Below are 12,831 nucleotides of genomic sequence, written 5' to 3'. Positions count from 1 at the left end.
GGGCTCAGGCCCCGAACAGTTGCCGCAAGGCGCTGGGCGACAGTCCGGTCCAGCGCTTGAATGAGCGGCGGAAGTTGGTGGCGTCGTGGAAATGCAGGTAGGCCGCCACCTCCTCGTTGCTGTACCCCTTGATGCGATAGAGGTAGAGCGCCACGTGCTTGCGCACCAGGTCGCGTTGTTCCTGATAGTGCGTGCCGTGTTTCTGCAGCTTGCGCTTGAGAGTCGCCGGACTCATCTCGAAGGCCTCCGCGGCCTGTTCCAGCACGGGTGCCTCGCGCACCCGCTCCAGCAACCAGTTGTACAACCGATCCAGCAGACTCGCTCGTGCGCCGAGGGCTTCCAGTAGCCGCGTGCTTTCCTGGCGGGCCACCCGGCCGGCGGTCAGCGAGGCTTCCGGCAGCGGTCGGGTCAGCCAGGCGCGGGGAATCTGCAGCGCATCGATCTGGCGGTCGAACAGCACCTCCTCCCCCAGATGCACCCAGTACTGCTCGATGTAGCGCGGCTGCCCGTGGGCGAAGTGGAAGCGCCAGGGCAGGCGTTCGCCACTCAGCCGGCGGCACATGCCGGCCACCGCCGCCATGCTCGCCTCCAGCAGGAAGCGGTACTGCTCGCCGGCACCGCAGGCATCCACCCAGTACAGCCAGGCATCCTGCTCATCCAGCAACAGGCGCGGTGACAGCAGCGGGCTGAGCAGCGCCCGATGGCGAATCAACTGGCCCAGCGCGTCCTGCAGGTGTTCGGCGTGCAGCAGGGTGTGACTGCTGGCGCCGTAGTGCCCGGGCAGCAGGCGCTGGCCGAAGAGGAAGCTGGTGTCATCGGCATCCAGCAGGCGCCGTGCGTTGCCGATCAGGGTGAGGAACTGCTGCGCGCTGATGCGTTGCTCGCCGGCGAGAATGTCCTCATAGAACAACCCGGTGCCCCGCAGCAGGCGGTGGCTGTCGATGTCTCGCGAAAGGGCGAGATCGATCAGCGTCGCCGGCTGGTAATGGGCCGGAATGAAGCGGCTGTCGCACTCGTACCAACTGCCTTTGATCGCCATGGCGGGCCTCAGGCGCTGCGCGCCAGGCGGGGCGACTTGGCCCGCGCCAGGGCGAGGTTGAGGCGCTGCAGCAACGCGTCCGGGGTTTCCTCCAGGGCCATGGCCACGGCGGAGGTGGCCTTGAGTTGCAGGCGTTCGCCGTGCTGGCGGGTCTTGTGGGCGAAATGCGCCACGGCCTGTTCCAGCTCTGTGGCCAGTTGCCGTGCCTGGCGCTCGCCGGTGTTCGGCAGCAGCACCACGAAGCGGTCGCCGGCCAGCCGGCAGAGCAGGTCCTGGCGGCGCAGATTGAGCACCAGCAACTGGCTGAGGCCCTGCAGCAGGTGATCGCCTTCGGCATGGCCGAAGCGGTCGTTGAGGCTGCTGAAATCATCCAGGTCGAGGATCACCAGCGACAGCGGCTGATTGTCCTCGCGGGCCTGCACCAGGCTCAGTTCCAACTGCTTGCGCAGGTAATCGGCCCCGCCCAGCGGCGTCAGCTTGTCGAACAGGCGATGCTCGCGAAACAGCCGTTCGCGCTTCTCCATCTGCGCGCTGATCGCCAATTGTTCGCGGTGCCAGTGGTAGATGCCAAGGGTCAACAGCACCAGGCCCACCGGCATTGGCCCGGACTCCAGCCAATGGTCCCAGGTGATGCTTTCCGGCATGCGGATGAACTCATCCAGGCAGTCGATCCACCAGGAGAAGAACACCCCGGAAAGGCCCAGTACCAGCAGGTTGGTCACCCGGCCTGCGGGCCGGCTTTTCAGCACCAGGCCGATCCACACCAGCGAAAGCAGCGCCGAGCCGCCTTCGCCGAACACGTCCAGCCAGACCCACTCGGACGTGGCCTTGAGGTCGCCCACCGCCAGATGCAGCAACAGGCCGAGGTTGGCCGCCAGCAGCAGGGCGGTGAGTTTCAGGCGATGAAGCTTGAGCAGCGAGGGCATGGCGCAAGGTCCGCGGCGATGAATGGCCGTCAGAGAATCAGAGCCGTATGACAGTTGCGTGGCAGGCGCCAGGGGTCGTTTCGGCTCAGGGGAAGTGGCGCGGCTGGCGCGAGAATCTCGACCAAGGCGAGCAGGCCGTAGGGTGGGCTTCAGCCCACGCGGCACCGTTCGCAGGCTAAGTGGCGTTCATACGGGTCATATCGGCTCATACCCGCCTCGAAATACCCGGAAAACCCCGTCTTTCAAGGCCCGGCGCCATCCCCTGTCACAGAAGTTTCATTCGCCGGCCCTAGGTTCCGCTCCCATCTCGCCGGGCCATTTGCCTGGCATCAGCGGAACACTTGGGGAGAGCAACCATGCACAAGCGCAGTACCGCCGTCCGCGTTGCGGGCTTCACCCTCAGCGCCCTGGCGCTGGCCCTGGCCAACGTGGCGCCGGCCGCCGAAAGCGCCGCCGGCGCCACCGAGCACGTCGATGTCATCGGCCAGGCCGCGAGTATCGACCAGGCCCTGAAGGAGCAGCGCAATTCCGACCGCGTCGAGAGCGTGGTGCATGCCGATGGCGTCGCCCAACTGCCCGATGAGAACGCCGCCGAAGCCGTGCAGCGCCTGCCTGGCGTGGCGGTGGAGCGCGACCAGGGCGAAGGCCGTTTCGTCAGCGTGCGCGGCCTGGGCCCGGACCTGAACAGCGTCACCATCAACGGCACCCTGGTACCGGCGCCGGAAAGCGAGCGCCGCGCGGTGGCCCTCGACGTGCTGCCGGCTGAGCTGGTGCAGTCCCTCAGCGTGATCAAGACCCTCACCCCGGACATGGACGCCAACTCCCTCGGTGGCACCGTGGACGTGGAGAGCCTGTCCGCCTTCGACCACGACGGCCTGTTCTTCACCGGCAGCTCCGAGGCCAGCTACGACGAAAACACCAACCAGACCAGCCCGAAATTCTCCGGCGCGGTGAGCGACCGCTTCAGCCTCGGCGACGGCATCGACAACTTCGGCGTGGCCGCTGCCATGAGCTGGCAGAAGCGCGACTTCGGCTCCGACAACGTCGAAACCGGTGGCGACTGGGACTTCGAAGATGGCGCCCGGCTGGAGCAGTTCGAACAGCGCGACTACGACATCAGCCGCGAGCGCACCGGCGCCGGCCTGAACTTCGACTACAAGCCGGACGACGTCTCCAGCTTCTACCTGCGCACCCTTTACAGCCGCTTCAAGGACACCGAGACGCGCAACGCCGCGGGCGTCGAATTCGCCGACCCGCAGGCCCCCGACGAAACCGGCGAGGCCGAAGGCTTCCGCGAGCTGAAGGACCGTGAGGAGACCCAGGAAATCCAGTCCTACGTGTTCGGCGGCGAACGCATGATGGGCCTCTGGACCTTGAGCGGCCAGGTCGGCTACAGCCAGTCCAGCGAAGACAGCCCCGGCCACATCGCTGGCGCCACCTTCGAAGGCAATGACGACTTCGCCGACGCCGGCTTCTACGACTCCAGGAAGCCGCGCCTGAACATCGAAGAGGCCTTCTACGACCCGGCCAACTTCACCCTCGACCAGGTGGACTGGGAGAAGCAGAACACCGAGGACACCGAGAAGAACATCCGCCTGGATCTCGCCCGTGACTTCGACCTGGCCGGCTATGCGGCCCAGGCCAAGGTCGGCGGCAAGCTCAGCCGCCGCGACAAGACCAACGACCTCGAAGCCTGGACCTATGAGGACCTGGGCGACGTCTTCACCGACGAACAGCTCAACCTGAGCCAGTTCCAGAAGGGCAACGTCCACTACAGCCTCGACCGCTTTGGCCCCGGCATCAGCGCCGGCGCTGTCAAGGGCTTGATCGGCAGCCTGGATCCGGCCGACTACTACAACGAGGAAGAGTCGCGGGTGAACGACTTCGACATGAGCGAAGACATCGACGCCGGCTACTTCATGCAAAGCCTGGACGTGGACGACTGGCGCTTCATCGCCGGCCTGCGTTACGAGGGCACACAGTTCGAGGCCAAGGGCAGCGGCATCCGCGATGGCGAGTTCGAGGCCACCGAACGCAAGAAGGATTACCACCACTGGCTGCCCGGCCTGCACGCCCGCTACCAACTGGACGAAGACACCCAGCTGCGCGCCGCCTGGACCAACTCAGTGGTGCGGCCGACCTTCGGCCAACTCGCGCCGGGCTTCGTCATCGACGGCGACGAAGCCAGCTTCGGCAACCCCGACCTCGACCCGCTGGAGTCGAGCAACTTCGACCTCGGCATCGAGCGCTACCTGGGCCGCGCCGGCGTGATTTCGGCGTTCGTCTTCTACAAGGACATCGAAAACTTCGTCTACAGCACCGACCTCGCCGGCACCGGCGACTGGGTGGACTTCGACGAGGCCAACACCTTCACCAATGGCGACAGCGCCAAGCTGTACGGCATCGAACTGGCCTGGTCGCAGAAACTCGACTGGCTGCCGGCCCCCTGGAATGGCCTGCTGATGGGCGCCAACGCCACCTTCAGCCGCTCCGACGCCAGCATCGAAGGCTTCGACAGCACCACCGGCCGCAACCTCAAGCGCGACATCGACCTGCCCAACCAGTCCGACACCGTCGGCAACCTGATGCTGGGTTGGGAGAACGACAAACTGAGCCTGCGCCTGTCCGCCAACTACAAGTCCGACTACCTGTTCGAAGTGGCGCCGGTGAACGACCGCCTGCATGACATCCGCGTCGATTCGCAGACCTTCGTCGACTTCAGCGCGCGCTACTTCCTGACCAAAGAGCTGCAGGTCAGCTTCGAGGCGCAGAACCTCACCGACGAGAGCTTCTACGCCTACACCGGCAGCCGTTCCTACAACGCCCAGTACGAGGAATACGGCCCGACCTACAAGCTCGGCCTGACCTTCACCCACTTCTAAGACCTGTCGCGCACGGCCCGCCGGGCGAGCACCCGGCTGGCCGTCCTGCGCACGCGAATACCTGGAACGACCCATGACCTTCACCCGTACTTCCCTCTACCTGCTCCTGGCCAGTCTGGCGGCCCTGTCGGGCTGCCAGCCGCAAGCCGCGGACGTGCCCGCGGCGCCGGCCCTGTCACTGACACCATGGAGCGCACCCGCCCAGTTCAAGGCCGAAGACCTGCGCTTCCTCCCCGCACCGCTGCCCGCCGATCTGCGCCTCGCCGCCAGCGAACGCCGTGGCCTGCTCCTGCTCGACGACAAGGGCACCGAGCTGGCGCGCATGCCGGGCCGCTTCGCCGGCCTCGACAGCCGCGCCGCTGGCCAGCGGCTGCTGCTCGCCACCCTCGACACCGCCAGCCAGCAGGCCCTGCTGACCCGCCTGGACCCGACCGCCCGCGCCTGGGACCAGACCCTGCGCCTGCCAATGCGGGACTACGCCCTGTCCGGCCTGTGCCTGTACCGGGACGACTCGAGCAACCTCTACCTCTTCCTACTCGGCGAAGACGGCGGCGGCGAGCAATGGCTGGTGGGCGCCGGCGACGAGTTGGCCGCCGAGCCTCGACGCGTTCGCGGCCTGCCGCTGCCGGCGGGGGCCGAGTTCTGCCAGGTGGACGATGGTGCCGGCCGGCTCTTCGTCAACGAAGAAGGCATCGGCCTCTGGGCGTATCCGGCCCACCCCGAAGCGGATGCCGGGCGCCAGCCGGTGGACCTGGTACGTCCCTTCGGGGCGCTGGAGAAGGGCTCCGCTGGCCTCGCCGTCGTGCCGGGTGGCGTGCTGGCGCTGGACCCGACGGCCGCTGCGCTGCACCTGTATCAACAGCAGGGCGAAGCGTGGAATCACCTCGCCGCACTGCCGCTAAGCGGCCTCGAAGAACCCGAGCGCATCGCCGCTCGCCTCAGCAGTTCGGGCGTCGAGGTGCTGCTGCAGGACGACGGCAGCGGGCGCTTCCACCAGGGCAGCCTGAACTGGAAACCCGCAGCCCCCGCACTGCCGGCACCCTTGCCCAATGTGGCGGCCCAGCGCCAGAGCGAACCGGTTGGCCGCCATGGCGACGCGGCGGACGACCCGGCGATCTGGGTGCATCCGCAGCAGCCGGAACGCAGCCGCATCCTCGGCACCAACAAAAAGCAGGGCCTGCTGGCCTATGACCTTGACGGCCGCTTGCTGCAGGAACTGTCCGTCGGCCGCCTGAACAACGTCGACCTGCGCCCCGGCTTCCAGCTCGGCGAGCGCGAGGTGGACCTGGCGGTGGCCAGCAACCGCGACAGCAACAGCCTCAGCGTCTTCAGCATCGACCGCGAATCCGGCGAGTTGGCGCTGCTGGGCGAGGTGCGCACGCCGCTCAAGGAAATCTACGGCATCTGCCTGTTCCAGCCGGCTTCCGGCGAGATCTACGCCTTCGCCAACGGCAAGGACGGCAGCTTCCTGCAGTACCGCCTCGACGGAGCCGGCGGCGCTGTGGCGGGGAGCCTGGTGCGCCAGTTCAAGGTGGCCAGCCAGCCCGAGGGCTGCGTTGCCGATGACCAGCGCCAGCGCCTGTTCGTTGGCGAGGAAGACGTCGGCGTCTGGTCCCTGGATGCCCGCCCCGACGCGCCGGCCGACCTGCAGCCGGTTATCAAGGTGGGCGAGGTACTGCACGCCGACGTCGAGGGCCTCGGCCTCTACCAGAGCACCGCGCGGGACTACCTGGTGGTTTCCAGCCAGGGCAACGACAGCTACCTGGTGCTCGACGCCGAACCGCCCTTTGCCGTGCGCGGTGCCTTTCGTGTCGGCCTCAACGCCGCGTCCGGTATCGACGGCGCGTCGGAAACCGATGGCCTGGAAGTCACCTCCGCCAACCTTGGCGGCCCCTGGAACCAGGGCCTGCTGGTGGTGCAGGACGGCCGCAAGCGGATGCCGGAATCCACCCAGAACTTCAAGTTCGTTTCCTGGGCCGACGTGGCGCGAACCCTCGGCCTGGAATGAGCCGCTGTCATCAACCGGAAACCTCAAAGCAATCGAATAGCAGCCCTGGCAGCGGAGCCGGGGCAGGGAGCACGACATGCACGCGACACTCGAACAGATGACCCTCTGGGGCCTGGTGGGCAACGCCAGCCTGCTGGTGCAGGCGGTCATGGCGAGCCTGCTGCTGGCCTCGCTGGCGAGCTGGTACCTGATCATCCAGCGCGGCGGCGCGCTGGCCCGCACCGAGCGCCGTCTCAAGGCCTTCCTCGCGCGGATGCGCAGCACCGGCAACCTCGCGCTGGTGGACGTGGATGCCCATGAAGACGGCGCGTTGGAGCGCATCTTCCTGGCCGGCCGTGGCGCTTTCGAACAGCTGCGGCGCGAACCCGGAGTGAGCAGCGAGGCGCTGATGGACGATGTGGAGCGCAGCCTCTATGTGGCCATCGCCGACGAAGAAGAACGCCTGGAGAAGGGCCTCACCTTCCTCGCCACCGTCGGCTCGGTGAGCCCCTATATCGGCCTGTTCGGCACCGTCTGGGGAATCATGAATGCCTTCATCGGCCTCTCCCAGGTGCAGCAGGCCACCCTCACCACCGTGGCGCCGGGCATCGCCGAAGCGCTGATCGCCACCGCCATCGGCCTGTTCGCCGCCATCCCCGCCGTGGTTGCCTACAACCGCTACGCCGCGCGGGCCCAGAGCCTGGTGGCGCGCTACTACAGCTTCGGCAACGAACTGCAGTCGCGCCTGCGCCGCCAATTGCACGGCCAGGCGCCGGGCATGGCCGCGGCGGCCTGAGGAGCGAACGCCATGCTGACCCGTCCGCTGCGCAAGCACAGCCCCAAGGCCGAGATGAACGTGGTGCCCTACATCGACGTGATGCTGGTACTGCTGGTGATCTTCATGGTCACCGCGCCCATGCTCACCCAGGGCGTGAAGATCGAGCTGCCCAAGGTCGCCGCCGAGGCCCTGCCCAGCGATAGCCAGCAGCGCATCGTCACCCTTTCGGTGCAGGCCGACGGCCGCTATTACTGGAAACTGGGCAGCGAGCTGGATGCCGAGAACCACGGCGACCAGGCCGTGGGCCTGGAGGAAATGACCGCCGCCGTCAGTGCCCTGGTGGCGGCTGATGCGCGTACCCAGGTCTACATTCGCGCCGATAAGGATGCCGGTTACGGCAGCGTGGTCGCCGGCATGGCCGCCCTGCAGAAGGGCGGGGTCGCCAACCTGGGCCTGGTGACCGAGGCGCCGCAATGAGCAGCCTGGCCATGGACCCCGTGCAACCCTTCGCCTGGCCCGCGCCCCAGGGCCGTTGGTATCGCAACGCGGCAGCGGCGGTTTCGGCGCTGGGTCTGCATGCGCTTGCCGTCGTCCTGCTGGTGGCCGGTTGGGCGCCTGGCACACCGCCGGAACCAACCACCCGCGTGCTGCATACCCAACTGGTCAGCCTGCCGGCACCACAGCCGCCGGCGCCGCCCGCACCCGTGGCCGAACCGGCGCCACCCGTTCCGGAGCCGGTCGTCCAACCTGAGCCGCTGCCGCAGCAGAAACAGATCGAAGAAGCCGCCCTGGCGCACAAGCGCGCCGAGGCGCAGCGTGAACGTCAGAAGCAACGCCAGCAGGCGCGCGAACGCCGTGAAGCCGAGCAGCGTCGCCTGGAGGTCGAGCGCCAGGCCGCCGAACAACAGCGCCAGGCCGAGGCCGAGCGCCAGGCCCGCGCCGCCCGCGAAGCCGCCGAACGTGCCCGCCAGGCACAGGCACAGGCACAGGCCGAAGCCGCAGCCAGCCGCCAGTACCTGCCTATTGCCAAGCAGGCGCCGGACTACCCGCAACGCGGCCTCGACAAAGGTCTCCAGGGCGATTGCACGGTGGAATACCGGGTCGACCCGCAGGGCCGCGTGCAGGACCCGAACATCGTCGGCGACTGCCACCCGCTGTTCATTCGCCCATCGCTGGCCGCCGCGCGCACCTTCCGCTACCAGCCGCGCATCGTCGGCGGGCAGCCGGTGGCCGTGCCGGGCGTGCGCAACACTTTCCATTACCGCATCGAGCGCTGAGCGCCGAACCGAGGAGCTTTCCCCATGACCCAGGAACTGGACGCCTTCCACGCGGCACTGGCCGCCCACGACGACGTGGTCATCAACCCCAGCAGCAACACCCCGCTGGACAGGCTGGTGGACCAGGGCCGGCGTAACGTCCTGAAAGGCGGCCTGGCCCTGGCGGCCATCGGCTTCTTCGGCGGCGGCATCAGTGCCTGCCGGGCGGTGGCCGACAACGGCCTGCTCGGCTTCAAGGGCGTACCGCAGCAGTTCGATCCGGCCTTCGACCGCGTGCTGGTGCCGGAGGGCTACAGCGCCCGCGCCTTCTTCTCCTGGGGCGACGCGGTGCTGGCCGATGCGCCGGCCTTCAAGGGCGACGCCAGCGAAACCTGGCAGGACCAGCTCAAGCAGGCCGGCGACAACCACGACGGCATGCACTTCTTCCCCTTCCCCGATGCACCGGACGACCACGGCTTGCTGGTGATGAACCACGAGTACATCAACCCCACGCTGCACACCGACGGCATCGTCTATGTCGACGGCAAGCGCAAGGTGGAGGACGTGAAAAAGGAGCAGGCCGCCCACGGCGTCAGCGTCATCGAAGTGAAGAAGGACGCCCAGGGCCATTGGCAGCGCGTCGACGGTTCGCGCTACAACCGCCGTATCTCCACCCTCACGGCCATGACCCTCAGCGGCCCGCTGGCCGGACATGAACTGATGAAGACCGCCTCCGACCCCGAAGGCCGCGAGGTCATCGGCACCTTGAACAACTGCTCCATGGGCATCACGCCCTGGGGCACCTACCTGGCTTGCGAAGAGAACTGGCACAACTACTTCATCAACCGCGACCAGGCCGACTACGCCCAGCGTGTTTCGCACTGGCGCTACGGCATCGCCAAGGACGGGGTGAGCAAGAACTACGGCTGGGAAACCGCCGACCCGCGCTTCGACGCCACCCCAGCGGCGGACCAGCCCCACGGTGGCCATGTGAACGAACCCAACCGCTTCGGCTGGGTCGTGGAGATCGACCCCTTCGACCCCACCAGCACGCCGAAGAAGCGTACCGCCGTCGGCCGCTTCTGCCGCGAATGCTCGACCCTCTCGCTCGGCACCGATGGGCGCATGGCCTACTACTACGGCGACGACACCAAGGGTGAGTACATCTACAAGTTCGTCCCCGAGGGCCGCTTCGATCCGGCCAACCCTGCTGCCGCCCGTGACCTGCTGGACAAGGGCACCCTCTACGTCGCGCGTTTCGAAGCAGGCGGCAAGGGCCGCTGGCTGGCCCTGGTTCACGGCCAGAACGGGCTGACCGCGGAGAACGGCTTCCCCAGCCAGGCCGAGGTGCTGGTCAACGCCCGCGCCGCGGCCGACCTGCTCGGCGCCACCCCCATGGATCGCCCCGAGTGGGTGGCGGTGCACCCGACCAGCCGCGACGTCTACGTAACCCTCACCAACAACGACGACCGTGGCAGCAAGAAGCCGGTGGACGCCGCCAACCCCCGTCCGCAGAACCTGCACGGGCAGATCCTGCGCTGGACCGAGGAAGACGCCGACCCCACCGCCACCACCTTCCAGTGGGAAGTCTTCCTGCTCGCCGGCGAGCCCGAAGGGGCGAAGGACGAAGCGGGCAAGCCGGTGCCGGCCAACCTCATCGGCACCATCAAGGGCGATGCCTTCTCTTCCCCGGATGGTCTGGCCTTCGACCCGGCCGGTCGCCTGTGGATCGAGACCGACTTCGACGACGAGGACCCCGCCATGAAACGCATCGGCTGCAACCAGCTCCTCTGCGCCGACCCGACCACCCGTGAAGTTCGCCGCTTCCTCGTCGGCCCGCGTGGCTGCGAGATCACCGGCATCACCTTCACCCCGGATGGGCGCACCCTATGGATCAACGTCCAGCATCCGGGCCTGAGCTACCCCGCCAGCGACGGCAAGAGCCGCCCGCGCTCGACCACGGTGCTGATCACCAGGAACGATGGCGGCGTCATCGGGACTTGAGACGGGGCAGGACTGCGTCCTGCATGGCGATTGAAATCGCCCCCACAAGGAACGTCGAACGTGCGCCGAGAGTCACCCCTCGCCTTGTAGGAGCTGGCTTGCCAGCGAAACGGGGGCATTCGCTGGCAAGCCAGCTCCTACGGGCAATGCAGCTACTTGCAACATGTAATGCCGACAGAGCCAATGAGTTCGCTCCCACACGGAAAGCTGCAGCTGCCGCTCAGTTCATCTGCAGCTTTTTCAGCGCCTCGCAGCTCGGCGCGTATTGCTTGTCGCATGCGCTCTGGAACAGGGCGCGGGCCTGGTAAGGGTCCTGCTTGAGGCCTTCGGCACCCTGGGCGTACATGCTGCCGAGCACGTGCTGGGCCATGGCGTTGCCGGCGGCAGAGGCCTGGCCGAGGTACTTGTGCATGGCGCGCTGGTCGGCGAATGCGGGGTCGGCGCGGCCGGTGTAGAGGAAGGCGAGGCTGAAGGCCGATTGGGGATGCCCCTTGTCGGCGGCCTGCTTCCACCAGTACTCGGCCTGCTTGAGGTCCTTCTGCGGCTTGCCGACGAAGTAGAGGCTGCCGAGTTGGTACTGGGCGTCGAGGTCGCCGCGCATGGCCTGTTGGCGAATCCGCTCGAACTCGCTGGTCTGCTGGTCCTGCGGCGTGGTCGCGGGGGCTTGGGGTTGGCCTGCGGGTGGTGTGGCGGCGGGCGGGGTGGGTTGCTGCTGTTGCTGGACGCAGGCGCCGAGCAGGGCGAGCGTAGCAATGCAGAGCAGGCGCGGTAGTGCGCGTTGAGTGGACATGGGCTGATCTCTCCCTGGCTGAACAGGGAGGAGGGTAGTTACATCCACCGGCTGCGTCACCCGTCCAGTGAGAGCTAATTCATTCGCGAAAGGGCCGTGCAGCGGCCCAGTCGGCGTTCGGCGGCTCACCACACCTTTGCTGCCGTCGACGAAGAAAGTGCATGGGGGGCGCCCCTCGACTCATGCGGAAAAACCGGGTATCAAGCCAAAGATATTTGCGCGGGAGTCACGAATGAAAACCACCCTGGACGAGCTGCAAGCCTTTACCGCCGTGGTCGACACCGGCTCCATCACCGCTGCCGCCGAGCAACTGGGACAGACCGCCTCCGGGGTCAGCCGCGCCCTGAGCCGGCTGGAGGACAAGCTCGACGTCACGCTGCTGCGCCGCACCACCCGCCGCCTGGAACTGACCGAGGAAGGCGAAGCGTTCCTGGTCCAGGCGCGGCGCATCCTCGCCCAGGTGGAAGAAGCCGAAGAGCAGATGGCCCTGCGCCGGCAGAAACCGGCCGGACGCCTGCGCGTCAATGCGGCTTCTCCCTTCATGCTGCATGTGCTGGTGCCGCTGGTGGCGGGCTTTCGTGAGCGTTACCCGGAGATCGAACTGGAGCTGCACAGCAGCGACCAGATCATCGACCTGATCGAGCATCGCACCGACATAGCCATCCGCATCGGCACCCTGCGCGACTCCACCCTGCATGCCCGCCCCCTGGGCAGTAGCCGCATCCGCGTGCTGGCGAGCCCCGCCTATCTCAAGGCCCATGGCACACCGAAAAAAGTGGAAGACTTGCAACGTCACGACCTGATTGGTTTCACCCAGCCGGAAAGCCTCAACCAGTGGCCCCTGCGTAGTGCGCTGGGGGACGACGTGCAGATCGAGCCGACAATCAAGGCGTCCAGCGGCGAAACCCTGCGCCAGCTCGCCCTGTCCGGTTCCGGCATCGTCTGCCTGTCGGATTTCATGACCCAGCAAGACCGCGCCAACGGCAGCCTGGTCCAGCTTCTGGCTGCGGACACCCTCGAAGTGCGCCAGCCGATCAATGCCGTGTACTACCGCAATACCGCGCTGGCCTCGCGCATCACCTGTTTTCTTGACCATGTAAGCCAGTGTCTGAAGGACAACGCCTGGGCAGAGCGAGGTTGAGAGGCGGAAACGGCCGAACGTAAGCGTT

10 protein-coding genes are annotated in these 12,831 nt (G+C 67.2%); 7 read left to right on the top strand and 3 right to left on the bottom strand.

What is annotated here, in order from left to right; translation table 11 throughout:
* Positions 1 to 4: 4 nt before the first annotated feature.
* Together G559_RS0126515 and G559_RS0126510 are read right to left on the bottom strand one after the other, a co-directional pair.
* Complete coding sequence (locus G559_RS0126515; RefSeq protein WP_028631129.1) at positions 5 to 1,039, bottom strand: AraC family transcriptional regulator; 1,035 nt, start codon at positions 1,037 to 1,039, stop codon at positions 5 to 7.
* 8 nt (positions 1,040 to 1,047) lie between these two features.
* Entirely contained in the window at positions 1,048 to 1,965 is a 918-nt protein-coding gene (locus tag G559_RS0126510; protein WP_028631128.1) for a GGDEF domain-containing protein, read from the bottom strand.
* 356 nt (positions 1,966 to 2,321) lie between these two features.
* Between G559_RS0126510 and G559_RS0126505 the strand changes: the two genes are divergently transcribed.
* The 6 genes from G559_RS0126505 (at position 2,322) to G559_RS0126480 (ending at position 10,872) form a co-directional block, all read left to right on the top strand.
* A complete protein-coding gene (locus tag G559_RS0126505) occupies positions 2,322 to 4,847 on the top strand; it encodes a TonB-dependent receptor (RefSeq protein WP_028631127.1) in 2,526 nt (841 codons plus the stop codon).
* Between the two features lie 73 nt (positions 4,848 to 4,920).
* Positions 4,921 to 6,855 (top strand): phytase, encoded by a 1,935-nt coding sequence (locus tag G559_RS0126500; RefSeq protein ID WP_028631126.1) that lies wholly within the window; start codon positions 4,921 to 4,923, stop codon positions 6,853 to 6,855.
* A 76-nt stretch (positions 6,856 to 6,931) separates the two neighbouring features.
* Positions 6,932 to 7,630: a protein TolQ gene (gene tolQ, locus G559_RS0126495; protein WP_028631125.1), complete on the top strand. Its 699-nt coding sequence runs from the start codon at positions 6,932 to 6,934 to the stop codon at positions 7,628 to 7,630.
* A gap of 12 nt (positions 7,631 to 7,642) precedes the next feature.
* On the top strand, positions 7,643 to 8,089 hold the full coding sequence (gene tolR / locus G559_RS0126490) for a protein TolR (protein ID WP_028631124.1): 447 nt from the start codon (positions 7,643 to 7,645) through the stop codon (positions 8,087 to 8,089).
* The gene (locus tag G559_RS0126485) at positions 8,086 to 8,889 is read left to right on the top strand and encodes an energy transducer TonB (RefSeq protein WP_028631123.1); all 804 of its coding nucleotides are present in this window, start codon (positions 8,086 to 8,088) and stop codon (positions 8,887 to 8,889) included. Before tolR ends, G559_RS0126485 begins: the two co-directional genes overlap by 4 nt.
* Positions 8,890 to 8,913: 24 nt before the next feature.
* Positions 8,914 to 10,872, top strand: coding sequence for a PhoX family protein (locus tag G559_RS0126480; RefSeq protein WP_028631122.1), 1,959 nt, complete (start codon positions 8,914 to 8,916; stop codon positions 10,870 to 10,872).
* 220 nt (positions 10,873 to 11,092) lie between these two features.
* On the opposite strand, the gene G559_RS0126475 is transcribed toward G559_RS0126480, so the two are convergent.
* Positions 11,093 to 11,662 carry a tetratricopeptide repeat protein gene (locus G559_RS0126475; protein WP_028631121.1) on the bottom strand — a complete coding sequence of 190 codons (570 nt, stop codon included), beginning with the start codon at positions 11,660 to 11,662 and terminating at the stop codon, positions 11,093 to 11,095.
* A 232-nt stretch (positions 11,663 to 11,894) separates the two neighbouring features.
* On the opposite strand from G559_RS0126475, the gene G559_RS0126470 reads away from it, so the two are divergent.
* Positions 11,895 to 12,803, top strand: coding sequence for a LysR family transcriptional regulator (locus G559_RS0126470; RefSeq protein ID WP_028631120.1), 909 nt, complete (start codon positions 11,895 to 11,897; stop codon positions 12,801 to 12,803).
* Positions 12,804 to 12,831: the final 28 nt, after the last annotated feature.

Source organism: Metapseudomonas resinovorans DSM 21078, from assembly GCF_000423545.1.
Taxonomy (GTDB): Bacteria; Pseudomonadota; Gammaproteobacteria; order Pseudomonadales; family Pseudomonadaceae; genus Metapseudomonas; species Metapseudomonas resinovorans.
Note: the sequence above shows the minus strand (reverse complement) of the source record. Positions and strands in the feature narration are given on the sequence as shown.

Coding starts and splice junctions, on each gene's coding strand:
- G559_RS0126470 (WP_028631120.1), top strand. CDS start 11,895: ATGAAAACCACCCTGGACGAGCTGCAAGCCTTTACCGCCGTGGTCGAC.
- tolQ (WP_028631125.1), top strand. CDS start 6,932: ATGCACGCGACACTCGAACAGATGACCCTCTGGGGCCTGGTGGGCAAC.
- G559_RS0126515 (WP_028631129.1), bottom strand. CDS start 1,039: ATGGCGATCAAAGGCAGTTGGTACGAGTGCGACAGCCGCTTCATTCCG.
- G559_RS0126480 (WP_028631122.1), top strand. CDS start 8,914: ATGACCCAGGAACTGGACGCCTTCCACGCGGCACTGGCCGCCCACGAC.
- G559_RS0126500 (WP_028631126.1), top strand. CDS start 4,921: ATGACCTTCACCCGTACTTCCCTCTACCTGCTCCTGGCCAGTCTGGCG.
- tolR (WP_028631124.1), top strand. CDS start 7,643: ATGCTGACCCGTCCGCTGCGCAAGCACAGCCCCAAGGCCGAGATGAAC.
- G559_RS0126485 (WP_028631123.1), top strand. CDS start 8,086: ATGAGCAGCCTGGCCATGGACCCCGTGCAACCCTTCGCCTGGCCCGCG.
- G559_RS0126475 (WP_028631121.1), bottom strand. CDS start 11,662: ATGTCCACTCAACGCGCACTACCGCGCCTGCTCTGCATTGCTACGCTC.
- G559_RS0126510 (WP_028631128.1), bottom strand. CDS start 1,965: ATGCCCTCGCTGCTCAAGCTTCATCGCCTGAAACTCACCGCCCTGCTG.
- G559_RS0126505 (WP_028631127.1), top strand. CDS start 2,322: ATGCACAAGCGCAGTACCGCCGTCCGCGTTGCGGGCTTCACCCTCAGC.